The sequence below is a fragment of the Lutispora sp. genome, from assembly GCF_041687175.1.
Lineage (GTDB): Bacteria > Bacillota > Clostridia > Lutisporales > Lutisporaceae > Lutispora.
Genome location: NZ_JAWLCK010000037.1, coordinates 1 through 24,241, shown reverse-complemented (window position 1 = coordinate 24,241; position 24,241 = coordinate 1). Strand labels below are relative to the sequence as shown.

Sequence of the window (24,241 nt, the reverse complement as noted above, 5' to 3'; positions counted from 1 at the left end):
CCTTCTGCAGGAGGAAGGCATGCCTTTGAAACTTATCTGGCAGTTAACAATGTTGAAGGACTGGAAAAAGGTATATATATTTATATGCCTTTGGAACATAAGCTTGCTTTTTCTCATTCTGTTGATAATCTGAAAAGTAAACTTGCCTATGCCTATGGAGGCGATAATTATCAAGATGAGGCTCAGTGGTTCGGAAGAGCACCGGTGATATTCCTATGGTCCTGTATACCATATCGAGGCGAGTGGCGCTATCATTGTGAAGCTCACCGCTTAATGCTGATAGACATTGGACATGTATGCCAGAATTTATACCTGGCCTGTGAAGCCATTGGATGCGGCACTTGTGCAATAGGAGCATATGTACAAGAAGCCTTCGATGATTTGCTCCACATAGATGGGCAAAATGAGTTTGTCATTTATATTTCTGCTGTAGGCAAAGTTAAATAAATATACTTTTTTTATGATCATATTTTTCCAAGATATCATTAACAGAAATAGTACATGCCACATATATAGTAGCAGGGGAATAAATTTCTAATCAAGAGGTGGTGATATTTTGGAAAGATTTTATGATTCCAGAGGAACACTTTACGGATATGTAGATAACGATACAATTTTCGACTGCTGTGGAAGAGTGATGGGTTATACAGATGGTTGCAGAATCTTTGATGCTTATCGAAGGCCTTTAGCTTATATAGATAGGGGTAATGTATACTCATCCAATGGGGCACGTTTAGGATACTATAACAGCAGAAATTACAGATTATACGATATGGATGGAAACTATTTGGGTTATGGCAACAGCGGCTTTAGGGGACTGCTTGGAGCTATATTGCTTCTGCTTCTATTCAGGCCATTCAACAGATTTTTCTTCTAGAACCATAATTAATGATTTACCATGGGATAAAATAAATCCTATCCGGTAAGCTAATCAGCGATGAATATGCCTTATTATGATAAGTGGGCACGAGGTAAAGCTATAAGCTGCCTCATGTTCACTTATTTTGTTTTTAAAGGGAATAGCAGAATCCTGTCGAATATTCTATATTATAACTATTGCATGTAAATTCAACTACATATGGGAGGTATAATATGTTCAATGCTGTAGAAATAGATAGATGCAGACCCATAATAGATGGCTTTAAAAATATACTTCTGAAAGAGGATTATTATAAATGTATTGAGTATGTAAAACAGCAAAGGGAACTGGATAGTATTTTTAATGCTCATTTTGATAAAAGTAAAAAGCCAAGAGAAATAATAAGGATGATGAAAGACAGATACAGGGCAAATCCAGAGCATTATGTGCTATTTAATATACTTATGCTTTATCGTGACCAATACTGCTACCAGCCTTGGACAGAGCTTATGGAAGTATTTGCAGATAATTCGCCTCTTCACTCCTATAAATGTCTTTTTATATATCATAATCTGAGAAAGAGACATTTGGCCCACCCAGGGGGAGAGGAATTAAAATTAGATTTGTTCAGGAAATGGGAAGCGATGAAAGATCTATGCGGAAGAAACAATCTATGGGTGGAAGCCTTTGGAGCAGCTTTGCAGCAGGCCAGCATTTCTGATGAATATTTTATAAACTATATTACTTTTGTTGATTATAATTTGGATAAGCTCATGAACCATCCTTCCATTCAACATGTGAAAAAGCTTGAAGTCATTGAAGCGGTCAAAGAATTCCTGAAGGATAACATCCAAAATAACAAATTCAGCAACTGGATACAGGCAATTCTATATGAAACAGATGGAGATTTGGACAGCTCTGTAGATTGCAGGGTAAAGGATTATAGAAAGCATAAGAATCCTATGGTAATAGTAAGGAAGCTTTATTCAATAAAGGAATTTGACAGACTTGAAGCCTTTCTTAACAAAGAATTGGAGTCGGATCCTGAAAACAAAGAAATAGGAGACAGCTTAAAGAGATTTGAGATATTGAAAATAGTACCCCAGCTTGAATATGAGGAATTAATAAAAATGGTGGAAGAAGCGGTATTTAAGGGGACGGAGGTTCCTTCAGGGGAGAAGTTGAGCGAGTTATGCATAGCCTTTAATAAACATGGAAAAAGAAAGCCAGGGGTAGAAATCTTCAGGCTGTTTAAGCAGTTGTTCCCTTTGGATCATGAGGTATGCAAGTACTATGCAATGCTTCTTGAAGCAGATGGTCAGATTGAAGAAGCTTTCAGAAACTATGATTTAATATTGATGTCCGGTTTTGATGATAAAAGGACCATAGCGGACATCAGGATTGTTGTAATAGCCGCCCTTGCTCACGATAGGTATGAATATGCCAATAGAGTATACGCCAGATTAAATGATATGGAAGATATCCGAAAAGAGATAGATGAGCTGCATAAATCGGGCAATAGATATGGAATGAAGAGTATCCATAAATTATACATACAGGTGAATAAAGAACTTAAGCTGATGATGGATTTATATGCCAAAGGACAGGAAGACAAATGGAGCAGGTTGCTGAAAAAGGATTTCAAGTCTATTTGTACCAAAGTTGTGGACTATGACTGCATAGGGATTGTTGACCAAATGTTCACTGAGGAGTATTCAGCTTACATGGATTTTGAGGAAATAAAAGATATAGTAAAGGTTACGGCTACATATTCCAAAAAGATTTTTCCGCTAAAGCTTCATATGATGAGAAGATATCTGGAATGTTTGGAAGCTGGGGATACACAGTGTGAAAACATGTTAGCGGTGGTAGAGTCTCTTTATGAAGGTTTGTCTGTTGCTCTGAAATATGCAACCGACAATACGGATACAGGGGTTTTCAAATTTAAAGAAATAATCGATAAGTTAAAATCCTATGATGATGTTCAAACTACATTGATAGCATGCATAGATATGCTTCATGATAATACAGAGCCTGAAATCAAGAGATTTGTGCTGTTATTGATGACAGGCTTATTCAGCTGCAGTAGAAGTATAAAAAGCATATTTGGGAGCAGCTACGATAAGAAGGAGAGCAAAAAGCTCATTTTGGAGTTTTGCAGAATATATATTGAGGAATTAAACAAAGGTACATATTTTCATGTAAAATTAGGTTTTGACCTTCTTGATTGTTTTTATATTGAAGAAGCCAAACAATATTTTGAATTTGCTATGAACAACATGGCTGAAGATGAGAAGGGAGCAGCAACTTCTCAGTTAATGTACTATGTTTGTGATTTGCTTATTAAGATAGATAAGGGATTAGACATTGATCCTGCTGATTATGAAAAGAAGAGTTTCTTTACAAAAGCGGTTTTGTCACTTGTGAAAAATGCCATGTATGAAAACCATGTGTCAAAATATCTAAGCAACAGGCAAGATAAGAATAGTGAGATTATAATCATGTTCAATGCCTTTAATTCAGCCTTGAAGCAGGATTATCATAAGGCTCAGGAGGTACTGAAAGGTCTTAGGCATAATAAGGAACTCTATGAAGCCTGTGAGATTCAAATCAGCAGTTTGCTAGTTAAGAATAATGAATATATATCCGAGGAAGAGGATTTAGTGGAAGAAGAGACAGCTGTTACTGTGGAAGAGTCGGATGAGGCAGCATTAATATCTGCTTTCTTAGTATTATTAGACCATGTCCATGACATAGAAAACTTCATGGAAGAGCTCCTTGACTTTGTTCCCCTATTGGCTGAGAGTGTATCCCAATGCCAGCTAATTGAAAATGATTTGGAAGACCAGTACAAAGTATGGACTTCAGTTATTGACAGGTATGTAGGCACCGTGGAAGCCTTATCCATGTCAGAACTCAGCAACAGAAGCGATGCATGCCTGAAGGCTTCAGCAGCAGCCAGGATTATGGGGAGGCATAGTGAATTTTTGAAATACATGGCTGAATACTGTGAAGTTGAACTGGAGCGTCTCACCAGAGGACAGAAAATATACAGCTACCAGGTTGCCCTTGCATATGAAGCCCACCTGATATGGTATGCAAGGTATAAGTATTATAGGAAGCATAATTTAAATATCAGTAAATCAGATAAGAAGCTGGGGTATTATCATATAGTATTCTTTAAAGCCTTTACTCTTATTGATGATTTTTCCATTCTCCATGAGAATATGACATATGTGAAAAGGATAACCCTGCTCTTTTCCAGGATAGGCTACAAGTTTTTGAATGTATACCAGAAGGAATACAAAGTTGGTAAAGAAGGCATATTGAACCATTTCAACTCCTTTTCCGCTGCCATAGAAAGATATGTCGATACTGAGAATGGGGAAGATAAAAGAATATATATGGATGTAGCCATAGATCTGGTGAAAAAAATGGAGGAGACGGCTGAAGATCAATTCTATCAAAAGGATAAATATGATATCAATGCTTTCACAAACAGCTTATTGTTCTTATGCAATGAAGAAATAACAAAGCTGGAGAATAAACCTGTTATTAAAGTGGCTTTTTTAAACCAAGAGGACATACATACTATAGCTATGGATGGTAAGTTCCAAAGCAGCTTCCATTTTTTAATCAGTAATGATGGCAAGGCAGATGCCCATGACTTCAGCTGCAGTTTTAAAATATTGAGGAAGGGAAAAATGCTCAGTATACCTTACACTCAAGAAAATCTAATACTAAAGGAGGATGAAAAGCTTCCAGTAGGATTCAAATATATATTTGATGAAGAAGGGGAATATGAGGTAGAGATAGAAACATGGCATTCTGATGGTATTTTTAAGAACTTCAGTTACAGCATAGATGTTAGAGACCAGGGCTTTGTTTTTGAAAGAATCAAGGAAAACACATATCCTACAGCCCCTATAGATGATGAGAGTAAATTCTTTGGTCGAAAAGCAATAGTACAAAGGATAAAGGATCGTCTATATGATGACAGCGACAGGACAACCTTTCTTATTTACGGATTGAGGAGGGTTGGTAAGACTTCATTGCTCAATCACATAGAAAACACTATGAAGGACAGATTTTATCCTATTCAATGTGACTGCCAGAATGTATTTGATGCCAACAATACAGGACAATTGATTTATCAGCTGTTTGTGGAGAATGTAGTTTATGGGTTGGCTGATGATTATGATATAGATATAGACATGCCATCGGAAGAGGATTTTGAGAAGAGCCCTCTACGCCAGCTGAAGAGATTTTTTATGATAGTGGAAAAAAGCATAGGGGACAAGTCCCTGCTGCTTTTAGTGGATGAGTTTGATGAGGTTGTTAAGAAAGTGGAAGATGAAGTCTACTCCCATGAATTGTTTGATTTCATAAGAACAAAAATGCAACATTCAAATAAGACCCGATTTATAATTGCAGGAGGAGAATATCTTCTCAATATAATGAAGAACAAGGCATTGAAGATTTCAGATACAGCCAAGCCTTTGGAAGTAGGGTTTTTGGAGCCGGATGAAGCCAGGGAGATGATGGTGAAGCCTCTCAGCGGTAAGGGTATTCAATGTCTGCCACAAACATTGGAGAGAATTCTCATGATAACATCTGGACACCCTTATTTCCTTACAGCCATTGGTAACGGGCTTGTTGAGCTGCTTAATAATGAAAAGGAAAGATATGTGATTTACCCGGACGATGTGGAATTTGTATCAGATAAATTGATTGATATGACGCAAAGTAACATGTACAAGCATTTCTGGGATTCTTTAAATACGAATTATAAGAAACTGATAGTTGCAATAATCGGGGAGCAATTAGAATCTTCCGGTGATTATATAGATATAGACAGACTTTATGATAGGATTAAGGAAGTGCGCGATGGCGGTTCCTTGTCCAGCGATTTATATAAAGACAAGGTGAGGGCAATTATCAATGAACTCATTTCCGGCAGGATTCTGTCAATAGAGAACAAAGATCGACTCACGGTTCGCATATCTGTAGAGCAATTGCGAAGATGGACGAGAAGATGGAAAAATGTAGATAGTGTTTTATACGAGATACAAGGGGGGATAGAGTCTGATGAATAACAGAATAGAATTGGTAGGCAGGGATGAGATTATCAAAAGAATATATGATAGAGTTAATGGTCATGACAGTGTATCCATAGTGGGTTATGACGGCATGGGTAAATCTTCTTTGCTGAATCATATAATTTCAGACTTCCATAAGCCTAATACTCTTATGGTTGAAATATTTGATTCCGAACCAGTAGATACTTTGGATTTTTATCAAACTCTATTTGAAAGTTTGGGAAGAGAAGTTGAAGAAAGCAGTGTTATTGACATTAACTTAAAATATGAGTTGAAGGAGAGATTCTTCAAGTACGAGAATTTCCAAGAGACTTCTGTTCTTAGAAAAACTCTCAATGATGTCTTTTATAAGCTGCGAAGATCAGGAATTAATACTGTGCTTGTAATCGATGACTTTGACCGAATGACTAAGTGCATCAATGAAGGAAATAAGGAAGATGCGTTGGAGAATTTTAAATACTTGAGGAATCTATCAAATAACAACAGGATAAAGGTAAGATATGTCATAACCAGCAAGAAAAGCATTGAGGCTATTTCAGAAGAATGTATGGTATCAGGGCTTCCGGGAATATTCAACAATCCAATAAAGCTTGAGCTGTTGGAGGACAAGGATATAAAGAAATATGTTTTTAAGCACTTATCCAAATATCAATACAGGATAAGCACTTATGAAGATGAGCTTATTAGAAGGGTTGGGGGACGAGTACCGGGGATCTTGAAGACAGCAGTTGAAGTATTGCTGGATTATAAAAAGTCAATGAATGAACTTGACAGCAGCTATGAAGCAGAATTTTTTCACAGGGTTGAGGAGCGTTGTGACTATATATTCAAATCCTATTGGAAGTGCATAACTTATGAAGAGCAAAGGCTGCTGAAACATTTATGCTGTGGAGAGGACATATCGGACATAAAGGAATCCATATTGGAGGTGGCAAAGCTTTCCTGCCAGGATATGAAACTTCTTAATGAGGATGACACCTTTGTGTCTGAGGCCTTTATGAATTATGTGAAAAAAGCAGAAGTAAACAAGGACACTGAGGAGGATATTCAGGGAGCAATTGATATTCTAAAAAAATCTAATGAAATTATAAAAGTTTCTCTGGAGGAATTGTGGGGCGCCTATGATATTGCAAAGAAAGTTATGATAGAGAAGCTGACCACGGATAGTAAAATCGGCGCCATGGATTTTGAAAAAAGAGAAGAATATAATCAGTATATTAGCACCTATTTTAAAGACCAATTTGAGAAATATGATATGGATATAGACCGTTGTGAGTTGTTGGATGGTATGTCTATTCAAAATGTATGGGACAGGCTGGATTCGGATATCAAGAAGCAAATAATACAGGCGGAGCTTCTGAGCCATGTTTACAGGGATACAGGTTTTGACCAGTCACCTTCCTGCAACCCTTATTGCACTGCCTTTGAAGCCATCATTAACAGAAAGGCGTTGAAGCCTGTAATCCAGGCAATGCAGAAACTTCATCCCGAGTTTGAAATAAAGAAGCCAAGCAAATTTGACAATAGTGATGATGGCTTACCAAACACCATGATGATAGGTGAGTTTAGAACTCTCCTCAATGACTATTTCTTTTATATTAAGTATAACTATAGAGATGAATTAAAGACTGATCCCATATTAAAAGTATATGAGCTTAAGTTTAAAGGCAAATTAACAGATATTAATGAGATCAGGAATGCATGCATGCATTGGGAAGATATAAACAAGGGAGAAAAGACTAGCGGAAGGAAGATTCTGGATGTATCCCATCTGGATCTTCTGAGGAAGCAAATGCTTGGGAAAGATGATATAAGTTGTGTAGAATATTTGCTAAAACTGGCAGATGCTTGTGAAGCTGTGAATTAAAGAAGCGGAGACTATGCTCTCCGCTTTTCTTAATACTTTTTCTTCAGCACCATCAATCGCTTAATAATTTCAGCCCTTATAACCTCGGGTTCAATTACGATGGCATGTCTGCCCAAAGAAAAGATACGAGTTAATACCTCTTCCCTCTCAAATTCATAATAGAAGATTGAGAGGCAATAGATATCCTTATCTTTGTCATAGTCTAATTCTCTTTGAAAACATGAAAACTGGAATAAAGCCCTCTCCAGAGAGTTATTAACATCTTTTATCTGCAGCACTATTGGATGGGGTGCCTTTTTAGCTTCTATGGACTTTTCAATATCCTGGCGGGATATATCATATTCACCTTCCAAATCTATGAGGTGCATATCTCTAAAACCTCTTAGTAGGCTTTTCACAGGTCTTTTTTCATCCAAGGAATAGGATATGAGATAGAACCAATCCTCCTTCATGGAATATTCCAGCTTATAGGGTATGCTTCTGCGGTTTTTGAGCAGTATTTCATTTTTTGTCATGTAAGAGTATTCAATGCCTTTATTTTCAAGGATTGCTTTAATAATGAGCCTGAAGCTGGCTCTGAGATTATCATCTATTTCTTCCAACTGCTTGCAGGGTCTGTTGATGGATAAACTACCCTCTGACACTATGTCTTTATATTCTGCCAGCATATCTTCAAGCTTTGTGATGGTTCCATTCTCTAAGAATAATTTCAGTTTTGGGTTTTTAATTATATGTTTAAGCCATTGCTTTTCTACCCTATAGGGCTGGACGGGAATGCCGCTATTAATGAAAAGAGAGTAATTTCCATCAGTTTGTCTATCCAGAAGGTAAAGATTGTAGGGTTCATTTTCATTCATCAGTGACTGGGATAGATTAAATTCTGAGGGAATGCCGTGGTTTTCTATCATATCGTTTATTTCCTTAGAGGATATGGTTTTTCTATCCTCATAGTAAAGGGAGTTTATCAACTCCAGTATCAAGCTGTAGTTCTTATTTTTTCCTTCAAGAAATAATTCCATAGCTTCCAAGCATATCACTCCATTCATCGCACAATTCCTGTCTGAGATTGCAGTTGGTGCTTTCAATAACTTCCGCATAATGGCCGAAGCTCCTTATCCAGGGCTTCATTTCGGTGGCATCGTTCACTTCAATGGTATAGATGAAGCTTTTATCCTCAATATTGGTGATTGTACCCCATTTGCCTTCTCTCTTTACTTTATTGAGTAAAAAGGATAGATCCTGGTGAGGATCAACGCTGAATCTTATTTTTACTATTGAAGTGCCTTCTTTTTCCCTCTTTGGACTTATGGACCAGCTGTGCTTGAAAAGGTCATCTATTTGAACCTTGTCATAGGGGCTTTTTTCCTGGGAGCCGGCTATATTAAAATCAGTGATTTTATCAACTCTGTATATGCCTATGGTTGAATTATCAGTGCTGCCTATCAGATACCATCTACCATAATATATGTCCATCACCATTTTTTTCGGTGAGATAAGCTTATTGATTATGCCGCGCCTGGAGCAGTACTCTATGTCTATTTTTTTATTGTTATTTATGCACCAAAGCAGCTTCCAGGCCATGTCTTCTTCCAGTACGGTATGGAAGTTTTTAAATCGATAAAGAAATAAACTTTTTCCCACTTCTTTGCTCTTTTTGTAATATCTCATATATTGCTCTATGGTATGGCTCAAATAATAGCCGGGGACGGAAGGAAATTCAATGTTGCAAAAAAATTCTACTGCATATTTGAGGCTTTTCAGTTCTTCATCGGTCAGTTGAGCGAAAAAGTCTTTCTTGGGCTCATAATACAATTTGCCCTTTTTCTTATACTGTATCTTCTCTATGAGATCTTGCTCTGCCATTTTATCAAGCTGACGAGTCAAAGTCTTTATATTAAAGTCATCTGACAAAGTGGGAATTTTGGCGCTGATTTCATTTACATCCATTCTGCTTTTCAAAACCTGTAGAATTAGGAAATATAAAGAAAGCTGGAGTTTGGTGGAGGATTTGGCATAGTAGGACTTTACCAGATAATTCTCCGTATCCTTGTAATAGTTATACTTCATTCTGAATCTGGTCTGCTTAGGTGTCTTTTTCCTGAAATGCCTTGGGCCAAGGATATTGAGCAATCGTCTGTAATCCTTGTCCACCAAGCTGCTGCTGTAGTTGAGCCTTTCTACAAAATCATCTTTGGTGTAGCAGCCATATAAAAAGGCATAGCGCAAAAAGGTTCTCAGCTTGTTGTAATCCTTTACGCTGCAGTTAAAGCTTTTGCCGTATTTGTTGCTGTATTTACTCATATGAGTCACCTCCTATTGCTGTAAATTAATACTTCTATGCCACCGCGAAAAAACCTTTATTTTTAAGCTATAGGGTATTCCTCTGGGGACTGGTCACTAGTCCCCAGTCTCTAGTCTCTGGTATTTTGGGTATTCCTTTAGGGTATAAGATCCTACGCTTGGCGCTCAGGATGGCAACTTTTATATCTGAAGCACATATCTAATATCCACACTATATGATGCACGTATACTTATTCTCTAGTCACTGTAGCTTTCTTCTATAATAGTGAAATCTAAGTAATATATAAGAGAGCATTTTTGTTAACTTTGCAAGTGACTCTTTGCGAAATCTAAAGTAGAGAATTCGTAAGCGCCACATGGAGGTGGCGCTAGGCGCAACCGGCGAAGCATAGGGCATGGATGCCCGTTTTGCGCCGTTAGAATTCTCTTTTAGATGAGCATTAGAGTTACCAAAGTTAATAACTTTTGCGATATTATATATTACTTAGATTGGCTATAAGGACTCAAAAGGAGTACCCTAGCCAACGCAAACAAAATCTATTATTGCATGAAAAATGGGATAGATTCTTTTTATAAGGAGCTATAATTATACACGTAACACAGAAAAAATTGATAATGAAAGGATGTATGTAAATGAATAGAATAATCGATTTTAAAGCACTAAAGGAAATGATTTATAACTATATTAACGCTATTGCTAATAAGCTTGAACATGATGATATCCAGAAGAACATTGTTCTCATCTGTGGCATCATCAGGACACTACCCCAATTCAGCCATAGTGTTGTAGGTGAGAACTTCTATAAAGTCATGGTGGCAGTTCCAAGAAAAAGCGGAGTTGAGGACATTATACCTGTGACTATTTCAGAGAGAACCTTTGACCTGAGCAGCCTTTCCGTAGGAAAGATCGTATCTTTGGTAGGGCAGTTCAGATCCTATAAATATATTACCCAAGAGGGAAGAATGCAGTTGAAGCTTACAGTTCTAGCCAATGAGGTTGAAATCCTTAATCAGGATGAATACTTCAGGTATGAAAATACCATATTGCTGGACGGTTATGTTTGCAAAAAGCCTGTCCACAGGACTACCTCCCTTTCAGGCAAAGAAATAACCGACATCATGTTGGCTGTAAATCGAAGATATTACAAGACAGATTACATACCTACAGTGATATGGGGCAGAAATGCCATATACACGGCAGATTCATCTATGGGAGACAGGATAGTCGTGACAGGAAGGATAGAGAGCCGACAGTATGAAAAGCCTCTTGAATCAGGGGAAATGCTGCAAAGGACGGTCTATGAAGTAGCAGTTTCCAGCGTAGTGGTTACAGGCGAGAATAACAGCAAGCCGGAGCAGCAATACTGCTCCGACTCTGTAGCCTAATCTTAGCTTTATTGGAAAGCCTCATATATGGCTTTTATGGCTCTTTCAAAATCTCCATTTTCAATCCCTATTATTATATTTAACTCACTGGAGCCTTGGGTGATCATCCTGATGTTTATGCCTTCTTTTGCTAAAGCAGTAAAAACCTTGGCGGATATTCCCTTAGTATTTATCATGCCTCTTCCTACCACAGCTACCAGAGCCATATTTGGATAGCATATTATAGAATCAGGATTGCAGTATATGCGAATTTCTTCCACAACTTTCTGCAGTTTGGAATTCAATTCTGAATCAGATATTATCAATGATATGGAATCTATGCTAGAAGGCATATGTTCTACTGAGATATCATTGGTTTCCATTATGGTCATCAGTTTCCGGAAAAAGCTTCTATCTGAACCCATAAAGGTTTTTTCTATGGATATGACAGTAAAATCCTTTTTGCCTGCGATTCCAGTAATAGTCCCAGTGTGGCTTACAGGGGAAATATCACTGAGAATCATGGTTCCTGCATCCTCAGGGGCATTGGTATTTTTTATATTAATGGGGATTCCAGCCTCTCTTGTTGGGAAAATGGCTTCTTCATGCAGCACAGAAGCCCCCATATATGATAGTTCACGAAGTTCTTTGTATGTAACCTTTTCCATAGGTTTTGAGTCCTTTACGATTCTAGGGTCTGCCATGAGAAATCCGGATACATCTGTCCAGTTTTCATAAAGTTGAGCCATTACTCCTTTGGCAATTATTGCGCCGGTTATATCAGAACCGCCCCTTGAGAAGGTTTTTATCTCTCCGTTGGGCATGACACCGTAAAAGCCGGGAATCACTGCATGAGATACATCTGCCAGTCTGGCATTTACTTTATCATCAGTAGCTTTTGCATCAAACTTGCCAGTTTTATCAAACAGAATCAATTCTTCAGCATCTATGAATTCGTAGCCCAGGTAGTTGGATAGTATAAGACCATTTAAGTATTCACCTCGACTTGCAGCATAATCCCTGGAAGCACCATGAGCAATCTTTTCCTTGATTTCATCTAATATATCTTCCATTCCAAAGCTAAGGTTTAGATCAGAACATATATCTAAAAATCTCTTTTTTACAATATTATAGATATCATCAAAACTTAGATTGTGTGCTGCAAGCTGCTGACACATATATAAGAGATCCGTTATCTTATGATCCTTCTTATCTCTTTTGCCTGGTGCAGAAGGTATGATATATCTTCTCCTGTTATCAGATTCTATAATCTTTTTAACCTTGGCAAACTGTTGACTATCTGCCAGGGAGCTGCCTCCAAATTTTGCAACTATTATGTCATTCATTTTTATTCCCCCTAATATTATAGAATGTAATGAAAAATCCTATATAACAATACTCAATATTTTATTATCTTTATGGCGGTGTGTCAAGCTACAATTTACACATGTATGTCATACATATACAATAATATATTTTGTAATTTCTAACGATAGAGGATTTGATTTGCTGGTCAGGGTATGTTTAAAAGAGACGATATATGATATAGTAATAATATGGAAGGTTAACTAAGAGGAAGGAGGGAGCCTGTGAAAAGAATTGTTGCATTTACCGGTGCAGGCATATCCAAAGCCAGCGGCATACCTACATTTCAGGATATGGAAGGTATAAGGGATAAGCTGAGCATAGATTATTTTATGAGCAATACCAGGGATTTCTATGATGTTCTGCTGGAAATGAAGAAAAATATTGATAAGGCTTCACCTAATACAGCTCATAAAGCAATAGCAGAATATGACTTGCCTGTGGTCACCATGAATATTGACGGACTTCATAAAAGGGCAGGAAGCAAAAATGTTATTGAAGTACATGGCAATTTTGATTTTGTTTTTTGCACTAGGTGCAATAAGCATTTTGATTTTTCCTATGTTAATAAATCTTTATACTGTGATGAATGTAACAGCCTCTTGAAACCTAATATAGTTCTCTATGGCGAGAACATACCCAGGTATTTTGAAGCTATTGATGTTATAGGCTCTGCCGATGAATTGCTGGTAGTAGGCACATCTTTTTATACTTCAACGGCGACAATGATGGTGGGAGCTGCCCAAAGAGCGGGGATAAAGGTAACCACCATAAATAAAGAAGCAGAAAATGAAGTCCCCAAGTATTTGCATAAAATACTGGGAAGATAATTCAAAAAACGAGGAGGTAGTAAAATAATGAAAGAAATATATACAAGAAGAAGTATAAGAAAATATGAAGATAAACCTGTCACAGATGAGCAGATTCATGAACTTTTAAGAGCTGCCATGTATGCACCTTCTGCAGGAAATGAGAAGCCCTGGCACTTTGTTGTTATAAAAGACCGTGCAATTTTAAACGAGATTACCACATATCATCCTCATACACAGATGCTGAAAGAGGCGCCGCTTGCAATTGCTGCCTGCTGTGATATGAGTAATCTGAAATATGATGGGGCATTCTGGCTTCAGGATATGGGTGCGTGTATACAGAATATATTGCTTCAGGCAGAATCCATGGGATTGGGCACATGTTGGTGTGGAGTACATGCCAGACAGGAGCTGGTAGAGAAAGTTTCAAAAACATTAAGCTTGCCTGAGCACATAATACCTGTTGCTATTGTTGCAGTAGGATACCCAGGAGAAAAGAGAGAGGTAAGGGAAAGATTCAATCCAGAGAGAGTTCATTATAATAAATGGTAGAGCAAGGGAGAACAGTTTATGAAAATCATTATTGCTCCTGATTCCTTCAAGGGAAGCTTAACATCTTCCCAAGTTTGTGCTGCCATAAAAAAGGGTATTAGAAAAGCAGATGAAAACATAGATATTGTAAGTATACCAATGGCAGACGGAGGAGAAGGTACTGTAGATGCTTTGATGAACTCCCTGGGGGGTTCAAAAATTCAGGTGTGGGTGAAAGATCCCTTATTCAGAAGAATAAAGGCTCAATACGGTATATTGGAAGACGGGAAGACAGCTGTGATTGAAATGGCTTCTGCCTCCGGGTTGGCATTGTTGTCTCTGAAAGAGAGAAACCCCATGAATACTACTACATATGGGACAGGAGAACTTATAAAGGATGCTTTGGATAGAGGCTGTCGAAACTTTATCATCGGCATCGGCGGCAGCGCCACCAATGATGGAGGTATTGGAATGGCAGCTGCATTAGGAGCCAAATTTTATGACCGAGAGAAAAATACAATAGAATTGACAGGAAGCGGATTGCTTAAGCTTGATTCTATAGATTTGAGCCAGTTGGATCCAAGGGTGAAAGAATGTAACTTCAGGATATTCTGTGATGTAGAAAATCCTTTATATGGCATTAAGGGCGCTGCCTATGTATATGGAAGGCAAAAAGGTGCAGATGATGACATGATAGAAAGGCTTGATATGGGATTGCGCCGTTTGTCAGAGATAATTGAGAGGGATTTGGGAAAAAGTGTGGCTTCTATTCCCGGTGCAGGGGCTGCAGGAGGATTGGGAGCAGGGCTGGTGGCTTTCCTCAATGCCAAGCTGGAAAAGGGCATAGATCTTTTGATGGAAACCATAGGCTTTGAAGAACAAATAAAGGACGCAGATTTGATTATTACCGGGGAAGGTAAGATGGATGAACAAACCAAGTACGGCAAAACCATCTTCGGAATAATAAAGGCTGCCAAAAAGCAGGGGATTCCTGTGGTGGGTATCTGTGGCTCCATAGGTGATGGAGTGGAGGAGCTCTACACCGAAGGGTTAAACAGTGTCTTTTCTATAGTGAACAGACCTATGCCCCTCTGGCAGTCCATAGAGCAGACTTCTGAGCTTTTGACCTCCACAGCAGAGAATGTTATACGGCTTTTTTTAAAGGCCTCAAAGGCCTACCCTAATACACGCGGCACTACTTATTTACCACATTAATAGGATTACCTGACAGGTAGTGCTTTAGATTATCCTCTGCCATATCCATGATTCTCTGTCTTGCTTCATTTGAAGCCCATGAAATATGAGGCGTTATGATGCAATTCTTTGCCTTAAGCAAAGGATTGCTTTCTTTAATGGGCTCTGAAGACACCACATCAAGGGCTGCTGCTGCCACTTTTCCGCTGTTTAATGCTTCTGCCAGGTCTTCTTCAACAATTAAGGCACCCCTGGAATTGTTTATTATTATAACACCATCCTTCATCTTAGCTATGTTACTCTTGTTTATTATTCCCTTTGTTTGTTCATTGGAAGGACAGTGCAATGTTATAACATCAGACGAAGCCAGTAATTCGTCTAGTTCTGCATATCTCATAGTTTCACTTTCTAAAGATTTGTCTTTGCTGGGGTTGTATGCCAGTATATTCATGCCCATGGCCTGTGCTATTCTTCCGGTAGCCTGGCCTATTCTTCCATAACCAATAATACCCATGGTCTTTCCTGCCAGCTCTATTATGGGATGATGCCAGTAGCACCAGTCAGGGCAGTTTGCCCAATTACCTTTATGTACTGATTCATTATGGATTCCTACATGATGACATATTTCCAGCAGTAAGGCAATTGCCATTTGGGCTACAGTGGCTGTTCCATAGCTGGGTATATTGGTTACAACTATACCTTTTTTAGTTGCAGTTTTCACATCTACCACATCATAACCAGTTGCAAGAACACAGATAAATTTTAGCTTCTCAGCTTTTTCCAAAACATTGCCTGGCAATGGAGTTTTATTGGTAAAAACTATATCCGCATCTATTACTCTACTAAGTATAAGATCATCATGATTTCTGTCAAAGGCAGTCCTGTCATAGACAACTAACTCTCCATACCTTTCAAACTGTTTCCAGGACAAATCTCCCGGATTTATTGTATATCCATCCAGTACGACTATTTTCATAGGCCATACCCCTTTCTATGTTTAATAGCATTTGATTCTGTGTCTTTACTCTATACTACAAACTTAAGCTTTTATTGTCAATGTGAAGGTCTGTTATAAAATGATGGATTATGTCTTACGGAACTAAAAATTCTATATAAGGAAGGTAAAAATTCAGATAAGGTAGAAATAATAGATATTAAGAAATCATGATCATATTAACTTAAAGGATGAGGGTGTATATAGTGAGACAGGTAACAGCTGCAATAATAAAAAGGGATGAAAAATATCTCATATGCCAGAGGAATGCAGATGATGAATGCGGGCTCCTGTGGGAGTTCCCCGGAGGCAAGCTGGAAGAAGGAGAGACACTGGAAGAATGTATAATTCGAGAAATTAAAGAGGAACTGGATTTGGATATTAGAGTATTAAATATATTTACCACTAATGTATACCATTTTGACAGCAAAGAAATACTCTTCACAGTCTTTAATGCTGAAATAGTAGGAGGCACCATGAAGCTCAACGAGCATAATGATGCCAGGTGGGTAACATTAGAAGAGCTGCCAGACTATGAATTTATGCCGGCGGACATTGTGTTTGTTGAAAAATTGTTAAGCGATAAATAATGAATAGAGAGACTTATTCTGACCAGGATAAGTCTTTCAGTTTTTATGGCGAATTATGTCAAATATCATCGACAAAAAAATAGAGGTATAAAGACATATATGTAGAATAATACATAAAAATACAAATTATAGCAAAGGGCAAACTTGCCGAAAGGTAAGGACGCAAAGCCACGGGTCTAAAGATTCTTCTATGATAGCCGGGTTGCCGAATTTGTATGTAGATGAAATATCCTACGCTTTTTCGGCGTGGGATTTTTTTTATGAACTTTATAAAATTCTATCATTTAAACGAAAGGCAGGTTTAGTAGAAATGAGAAAAGACAATAAGCATGCCATACTTCTGCTTGTAATAATGTTTGTAATAGCACTAACCAGCTTTGTAAGTGGGGACAGCGGAAATCTTTCATTTAAAGCCAAACCAGGGGGAGATGTCCGCATGGATGGAAATAATATTGTGTGGATGTCTTACAACAATGGGAACTGGGATATCTACCATATGGACATATCAACAGGGGTAGAAACTCAGATCACTCATGATTCAGGCACACAAGGAAATCCGGATGTATGGCAAAACTACATAGTATGGCAAAGCAACGGAGAAAATGGTTCAAGAAATTTTGACATCTATCTTTATGATATGGAAAGCAAACAGGAGAAGAAAATATCAAATATAGAAGGAGATCATCAAGACCCCATTATATCAAATGGCAAAGTTGTATGGGTAGACACTGAATATGGTGAAAGAAATATTATGCTTTATGATATTAAGACTGAAACTCTGGATAAAGTTTCATCAGATGGAGCTCAAGCCTTTGGAATATCTTTTGACGGGCAAGTTATATCCTGGATGGATGCTAGAGATGGAGATTTTGACATATATTTGTATGATACTTCACAAAAAACTGAAAAACAAATTACCTATGGATTAGGAGACGAATTGGATCCACTGGTGTCTGACGGGAAAGTGGTCTGGATGGTTTCCCATAACGGAGTAAGCCAGGTATATATGTATGAGACAAAAAATGGATATACTACAAAGTTAACGGCAGGAAGAGATAATCATAGACCAATAGCTTTCTCAGGAGACTCAGTGCTGATAATAAAGGATGACAAACTCGTATTAAATGATGTCAACAGGATAGTAGAGCAGCCTATAAAATCACCTTCGGGGACCATACCTAAACAAGCTTTTTTATACGAAAATAAAGTCATATGGTATGACGGAAAAGGAATAGTTGAAGAAAAAGTCAGTGATGCTGTAAAAAGAGGGCTGATTGCTGAAAATGATGGACAAGAACCAGCAAATCCAACTCCTACACCTACCCCATCACCCAATAATAAGCATTCAGCATCAGATAAAGATGACAGGGACAGCAGTGAAAATGATAAGCAAGAAGTGAATGGCAGAATACTTATAAGATATGACAGGGACAACATTATAGGCTCACAAGATGGAAGAATGACAATGAAAATAGCTGCAGGAACCTTTGACAAAGATACATATATTATCATCAATCAAGACAGTCAATTCAAAGGCGATGGCTATCTTTGCCTGACTCCAGTATACAGATGGCATATAGAGGGAAATGTAAAGCCGCAAAAACCTATAGAAATATCCATAAGCTATAAAAATATAACTTTAAACCATAATCCCAAGAAAATATGCCTATATGAAATACAGGACAATGAAATACCAAAGCCTATCACACTGAAAATTGACCACCAAAGCAATATGCTTACTTCCACAGTGAGAGACAATGGAAAGGCAGCTTTAATGATATATAATAAAGAGTTCAATGACACTGAAAAACACTGGGCATCGGACGTGCTTGAGATAATAGCGGCGCACCATATTATCAACGGCTATGAAGATGGAAGCTTTAAGCCTGATAAAGATATGACCAGAGCTGAATTTGTAAAAATACTGATAAGCAGCCTTCACATAAACAAAGAAGATATACAGGCGTATGATATCAATTTTATAGATGTTCCAGAAAACTATTGGGCATCAGAATATATAAACATAGCCTATGAAAAAGGATGGATATCTGGCTACAACGGCAAATTTAATCCCAATGACACCATAACAAGAGAACAAATGGCGTCAATACTCATGAGAGCATATAAAGACATCGCAGCATATGCAGAGAGTTCTAGTGATGATAAACCCAATCTATCTGATTATAAAGACAAAGACAAAATCAGCCCGTGGGCATTGGAGGCAATGAAAGAGGCTGTAGAGCTTGGAATAATCAATGGCTATAACAATGAGCTAAGCCCTGGTAGAAATGCTACGAGAGCTGAAGCTGCTGTTATGCTCTACAGGTATCTTGAAAAATTAGGCAAGATGTAAAAAAACTATTGGAAAGAGGGGAAGAGTATGATAATAAATAAATGCAAAAGGCAAATTGCCCTAATGCTTGTATTTGTAATAATGCTTACCTTGGTATTCCCTATAGGCACCTTTGCAGAAGATGACAGCAACGATTCTGAGGAAAAGTATATCAGAGCCATCCCTAAGCTTTTTAACCCCAGTGCAGGGGAAGAAATTACAATAGAGTGGATTTTCCAAATAGATCATGACACCATAATCAAAATATATAGAAACAATATAGATGATAATGATGAAAACTTGGTATATGAAAGCAACTGCTATTCTCACGGAGACTATACGCCCAACTATTGGACCTGGGATGGAAGAGGAAATGATGGAGAAATTGTACCTCCCGGCAGATATATCATTATATTTATACCAAATGATGAATTTAGAGATTTTCCTCTAAAAACAGCCTTTGGTGTGGGAACAACTGCTGCAGTAGACATGGAAATAGATCCCAATATGGGAGGAAATAATGAATTTAGAGTTCATGGATCCATAGAAGAGAATACATCTAAGATAGAATTGTTTTTTGACAATACTTCCAAAGGACTTATTGAAATAGAAAGAGATGCTGAAGGTTCCATAATATCATTTGAATCTTCCGGACAATTTATTGGAGAAATTGATGAGGAAGCAGGTGAGTGGAACTTTTATGTCAAGCTGCCTGCATATGAAATAGTTAATATTACGGCTACAAAGACAAACATAAATCAATCACCTAAGGTAGATGAACTAGGAGAACCTATACTGGATGAAAATGGAGAACCTGCATTTGACGAGGAATCAGAAACAGTTGATTTAGGTCCTATAAGAGTATTAAGGCATATTATGAGAGCTCATGATAATTTGGCTGGTATGGCAGGGCATTATTATTATAACAGCTCCAGATATACAGATATAATTGAAGCCAATGAATTGGAATATCCTTATGTAGCATATATAGGAGATAATCTTTTGATACCCGAACCAGATAAAGGCGGGGAACCTCCTTCTTCAGAAACGCTAGATGACGAAGATATACAAAAACATTGCGGGCTGGTTGATTTAACTACCGGTGAGCTCATAGGGGATCCAGTCAATGCTGTTAACGGCAACTATGTCTACACACATAACGATATAGAAATAACAGGCACCTTCCCCATAAGCTTCAGAAGATTTTATAACTCAAGAGACAACTATGAGGGAAATTTAGGAGCCAATTGGCATCATAACCTGGAGATGAGACTTCAGGATATGAATGACGGTACCATAGAAATAATATTTGATGATGGACATAGAGAAATATTCACAGCAACAGGTGGTAATAAATATGCATCTGAGCCTGGTAAATACTCAGAGCTATATAAAAATAGTGATGGTACCTATACTTTTACTTCTTTATATGATAAAACAAAATACAATTTTAATGAGAGGGGACAGCTTGTACAGAAGATAGACAGCAATGGAAATTCAATAGAATACATCTATGAAGATATGATGCTTTCGGAGATACGAAGCGACAGCGGATACTTATTAATCCAATACTATACCCATGGATATATAAGAAAAATATCAGACCACACAGGTAGATATGTTGAATACAGCTATTCAGGAAGAAATCTTACCAGATTCAGGGATGTTGAAGGAAATATAATAGAATATAAATACGATTCTCAAAATAGAATGACAGAAATAAGCAGCCCAAGAAAAGACGGCAATATAAAAAATAAATATGATGAATATGGCAGAGTGGTGGAGCAGACACTGGCAGACGGAAGCACAATGTATTTTGATTATGACGATATAAACAGGACCACTACCCTCACAGAAAGAAATGGCAGCAGAATCATATACAAATACGATGATAAATATAGAATAACTGAAGCAATATATGAGGATGGCGTAGAAAAATATACCTATAATGACAATAACGAAAGAACCTCATTTACAGATAAGAAAGGAAATACCTACTATTACCAATATGACTCCAATGGAAACCTAATATCTATAAAAGACCCGTTGAATCAAATAACAGAATATACCTATGATAAAAACAATAGAATAACATCAATAAAACATCCTGACGGCAGCACATATAGCTTTACCTATGACAGCAAAGGTAACTTGCTGACAAGCACAGACCCTGCCAACAAAACAACAAGATACGAATATAACTCAAAGGGATTGCCTGTGAAGATTATAAAGCCGGATAACAGCATAACGGAGATAACCTACGATAACAAGGGCAATACTTTGGAAGTCAAAGACGCTTTGGGCGGTATAACCAAGTACGAATATGATTCTCTTAACAGGATTAAATCTGTGACAGACTCAAATGGCAATAAAACAATCTATGAATTTACAGATACAGGAGAATATAAAAAGGTTACTGATGCGGAGGGCAACAGCGCATCATACAAGTACAATGTAAATGGCAAGCTGGAAGAGATAACAGATCCAAACGGCAATACCATAACATATAAATACAATAAAGGCGATCAGCTGATTGAAATTATAGACCAGCTAGGAAATAAGATAAGCTATGAATATGATGAACTGGGCAACATTAAAAAAATAACTGACAAAAACGGTGCAGTCACTGAATATGAATACGATTCACTAAGCAGGGTCACATCAATAAAAGACCCAGAATCCAATATTGTATCCTTTAAGTATGATGCTAATGGTAATGTAGTTGAAGTTAAAGATGCCAGAAACAATACATCAAAATATGAATATGATGAACTCAATAGGCTGATAGCGACCATAGATGCCAATAATGCCAAAACAACCTATGAATACGATTCACTAGGCAGAATCATAAAAGTAACTAATGCACTAAACCATTCTACTGAGTACCAGTATGACGAAGCAGGAAGAATCAAAGAAATCAAAGATCCATTAGGCAATACAAGCTCCTACACATATAACCAACTAGGACTTTTAGAAACAGTAACAGATGAAGACGGAGCAATAACTCGATACGAATACGATGCTTTAGGAAGGCTTATCAAAACTACAGACCCTGAAGGAGCTATAACCCAATGGGAATATGATGCTAATGGCAATATAATTAAAGTTATTGATGCACTAGGCAATGAAACAAAATACACCTACGACAAGATAAACAGAGTTAAGACCATAACAAATGCCTTAGGCCATAAAAAAACCTATGAATATACAAAAACTGGACAAGTTGCCTCTGTAACAGACGAAAATGGAAACAAAACAAGATATAAATACGATGCATTGGATCAACTCATAGAAGTAATAGATGCCAATGGTAACAATACAAGATATAAATATGATAATATGGGCAACCTTATAGAAGTCCATAAATACAGAAGCATAGAAAGCAGCACCATAAGCTCTTTCACTGCTATGAGTATACAAACAGTAACCGATGCAGTATACGAAAAAAACAAGCAATCTAAGACTGTGGCAGAAGCAGTCTATGAAAGTGGAGAAAGCTCTGTTGATTTAATAGGCGAAATTTCAATAAATCCTGAAGCTGCAGCTGAGAGCCAAGAGCAGACAGTAACCGATGCGGTATATGGTCAGCAGACATCTACAACCATGGAAAGCTTTGTCTTGATGAATAATATGAATGTAGAACATCAAGTGATGACCTATGAATATGACAAAAGAGGACTTCTGACCAAAGTAAGAGATGCAGTCAATAAAGTGACAATATATGAATATGACGAAAATGGAAATCTAATATCTATAAAAGACAGAGATGGTTACACCACAAGCTACCAATATGACCCAACTAACCTGTTGACCCAAATAACCTATGATGATGGAAAAGAAATTAAATATGAATACAATGCCATAGGACAACTTGTCAAGATGCAGGATTGGCTGGGCACAACTGCTCTGGATCTGGATCCATTAGGAAGAATAATAAAAGTCACTGACTTTGAAAACAGAGTCATCGAATACGGCTGGACACCTACAGGACAAAAAGAATACATCAAATACCCTGATGGAAGTCAAGTATCATATACCTATGACAAAGCAGGAAGACTAATAACCGTAACAGATGCCTACGACAAAGCAACCCAATACAACTACGATGAACTGGGAAATGTTGTAGAACGTATACTCCCAAGCGGTTCAAAAACAGAATATGTATACGATGCGCTATCCCAAATAAAAGAACTAACCCATATAGCCCCATCAGGAAAGATAATAGATAAATACAAATATTCATATGACCCTGCAGGAAACAAAACCAATGTATATAAAGATAAATCAGACCTTGATGAAGAAGCAACAGAAGGTGAAGACAAGGAAAAAATAAAATACAAATATGACCCGCTAAACAGGCTCATAGAAGTGATGAAAAACAATAAGGAAACAACAAAATACTTCTATGACTCCCTAGGCAACAGAATAAGGCTGGAACAATGGGAAAATGGAGAAATAAAAGAAGCAATTAACTACGAATACGACATAATGAACAGACTGATAAAGAAAGCTGATATAAAAGCTATCACCGGAGATGAAACCATAACGACCCTTGATGAAGATGAAGATAAAGAAGATGAAGATGACGATATAAGACAATATAAATATGATAACAGAGGGAACCTGATACAAATAACAAACAGAGGCAAAAAGATATTCAATAAATATGAATTTGATGCGACAAATGCGCTGATAGAAGTAACAAATAAACACAAAGAAGTAACAAAATACACCTATGACGGATTTGGAAACAGAGTACAAACAATAATAGACCTGAAAAAAGGCAACAACGGAAACAATGGTAATAACGGTAACAATGGAAATGCCTATGGACACGATAAGGACAACCCAGGTAACGCCTATGGGCATGACAAGGACAATCCAGGAAATGCCTACGGACATGAAAAAGGCAATAACGGTAATGGAGGCAACCCA

At 37.5% G+C, this 24,241-nt stretch carries 15 protein-coding genes and 1 riboswitch; of the genes, 11 read left to right on the top strand and 4 right to left on the bottom strand.

Annotated elements, in window-relative coordinates:
• The 4 genes from ACESM9_RS07575 to ACESM9_RS07560 all read left to right on the top strand — a co-directional run.
• On the top strand, positions 1 to 447 hold a 447-nt coding region (locus ACESM9_RS07575; RefSeq protein WP_372996896.1), incomplete at its 5' end, for a SagB/ThcOx family dehydrogenase.
• A 109-nt stretch (positions 448 to 556) separates the two neighbouring features.
• Entirely contained in the window at positions 557 to 877 is a 321-nt protein-coding gene (locus ACESM9_RS07570; protein WP_372996894.1) for a 4-fold beta flower protein, read from the top strand.
• 215 nt (positions 878 to 1,092) lie between these two features.
• The gene (locus tag ACESM9_RS07565) at positions 1,093 to 5,955 is read left to right on the top strand and encodes an ATP-binding protein (RefSeq protein WP_372996892.1); all 4,863 of its coding nucleotides are present in this window, start codon (positions 1,093 to 1,095) and stop codon (positions 5,953 to 5,955) included.
• Positions 5,948 to 7,825, top strand: coding sequence for an ATP-binding protein (locus ACESM9_RS07560; protein WP_372996890.1), 1,878 nt, complete (start codon positions 5,948 to 5,950; stop codon positions 7,823 to 7,825). Before ACESM9_RS07565 ends, ACESM9_RS07560 begins: the two co-directional genes overlap by 8 nt.
• Before the next feature lie 29 nt (positions 7,826 to 7,854).
• Here ACESM9_RS07560 and ACESM9_RS07555 read toward each other — a convergent pair whose 3' ends face one another.
• On the bottom strand, positions 7,855 to 8,871 hold the full coding sequence (locus ACESM9_RS07555) for a WYL domain-containing protein (RefSeq protein WP_372996888.1): 1,017 nt from the start codon (positions 8,869 to 8,871) through the stop codon (positions 7,855 to 7,857).
• The gene (locus ACESM9_RS07550; protein ID WP_372996886.1) at positions 8,828 to 10,126 is read right to left on the bottom strand and encodes a helix-turn-helix transcriptional regulator; all 1,299 of its coding nucleotides are present in this window, start codon (positions 10,124 to 10,126) and stop codon (positions 8,828 to 8,830) included. Before ACESM9_RS07550 ends, ACESM9_RS07555 begins: the two co-directional genes overlap by 44 nt.
• 633 nt (positions 10,127 to 10,759) lie before the next feature.
• On the opposite strand from ACESM9_RS07550, the gene ACESM9_RS07545 reads away from it, so the two are divergent.
• Positions 10,760 to 11,512 (top strand): single-stranded DNA-binding protein, encoded by a 753-nt coding sequence (locus ACESM9_RS07545; RefSeq protein ID WP_372996884.1) that lies wholly within the window; start codon positions 10,760 to 10,762, stop codon positions 11,510 to 11,512.
• An 8-nt stretch (positions 11,513 to 11,520) separates the two neighbouring features.
• Here ACESM9_RS07545 and ACESM9_RS07540 read toward each other — a convergent pair whose 3' ends face one another.
• Complete coding sequence (locus tag ACESM9_RS07540; RefSeq protein WP_372996882.1) at positions 11,521 to 12,837, bottom strand: aspartate kinase; 1,317 nt, start codon at positions 12,835 to 12,837, stop codon at positions 11,521 to 11,523.
• Between the two features lie 243 nt (positions 12,838 to 13,080).
• Between ACESM9_RS07540 and ACESM9_RS07535 the strand changes: the two genes are divergently transcribed.
• Genes ACESM9_RS07535 through ACESM9_RS07525 form a run of 3 tightly spaced genes read left to right on the top strand, consistent with a single transcriptional unit; the run spans position 13,081 to position 15,411 of the window.
• On the top strand, positions 13,081 to 13,686 hold the full coding sequence (locus tag ACESM9_RS07535) for an SIR2 family NAD-dependent protein deacylase (RefSeq protein WP_372996881.1): 606 nt from the start codon (positions 13,081 to 13,083) through the stop codon (positions 13,684 to 13,686).
• Between the two features lie 27 nt (positions 13,687 to 13,713).
• Entirely contained in the window at positions 13,714 to 14,217 is a 504-nt protein-coding gene (locus ACESM9_RS07530; protein WP_372996879.1) for a nitroreductase family protein, read from the top strand.
• Positions 14,218 to 14,235: 18 nt separating this feature from the next.
• Complete coding sequence (locus ACESM9_RS07525) at positions 14,236 to 15,411, top strand: glycerate kinase (RefSeq protein WP_372996877.1); 1,176 nt, start codon at positions 14,236 to 14,238, stop codon at positions 15,409 to 15,411.
• Here ACESM9_RS07525 and ACESM9_RS07520 read toward each other — a convergent pair.
• Complete coding sequence (locus ACESM9_RS07520; RefSeq protein ID WP_372996875.1) at positions 15,392 to 16,366, bottom strand: D-2-hydroxyacid dehydrogenase; 975 nt, start codon at positions 16,364 to 16,366, stop codon at positions 15,392 to 15,394. The genes ACESM9_RS07525 and ACESM9_RS07520 overlap by 20 nt on opposite strands.
• A gap of 224 nt (positions 16,367 to 16,590) precedes the next feature.
• Between ACESM9_RS07520 and ACESM9_RS07515 the strand changes: the two genes are divergently transcribed.
• The 3 genes from ACESM9_RS07515 to ACESM9_RS07505 form a co-directional block, all read left to right on the top strand.
• Positions 16,591 to 16,974: a (deoxy)nucleoside triphosphate pyrophosphohydrolase gene (locus tag ACESM9_RS07515; protein WP_372996873.1), complete on the top strand. Its 384-nt coding sequence runs from the start codon at positions 16,591 to 16,593 to the stop codon at positions 16,972 to 16,974.
• Positions 16,975 to 17,101: 127 nt separating this feature from the next.
• Positions 17,102 to 17,184, top strand: a riboswitch (cyclic di-GMP riboswitch).
• A 100-nt stretch (positions 17,185 to 17,284) separates the two neighbouring features.
• A complete protein-coding gene (locus ACESM9_RS07510) occupies positions 17,285 to 19,327 on the top strand; it encodes an S-layer homology domain-containing protein (protein WP_372996871.1) in 2,043 nt (680 codons plus the stop codon).
• Positions 19,328 to 19,354: 27 nt separating this feature from the next.
• Positions 19,355 to 24,241, top strand: a 4,887-nt coding sequence (locus tag ACESM9_RS07505) for a DUF6531 domain-containing protein (protein WP_372996869.1), incomplete at its 3' end; no start/stop codon positions are given.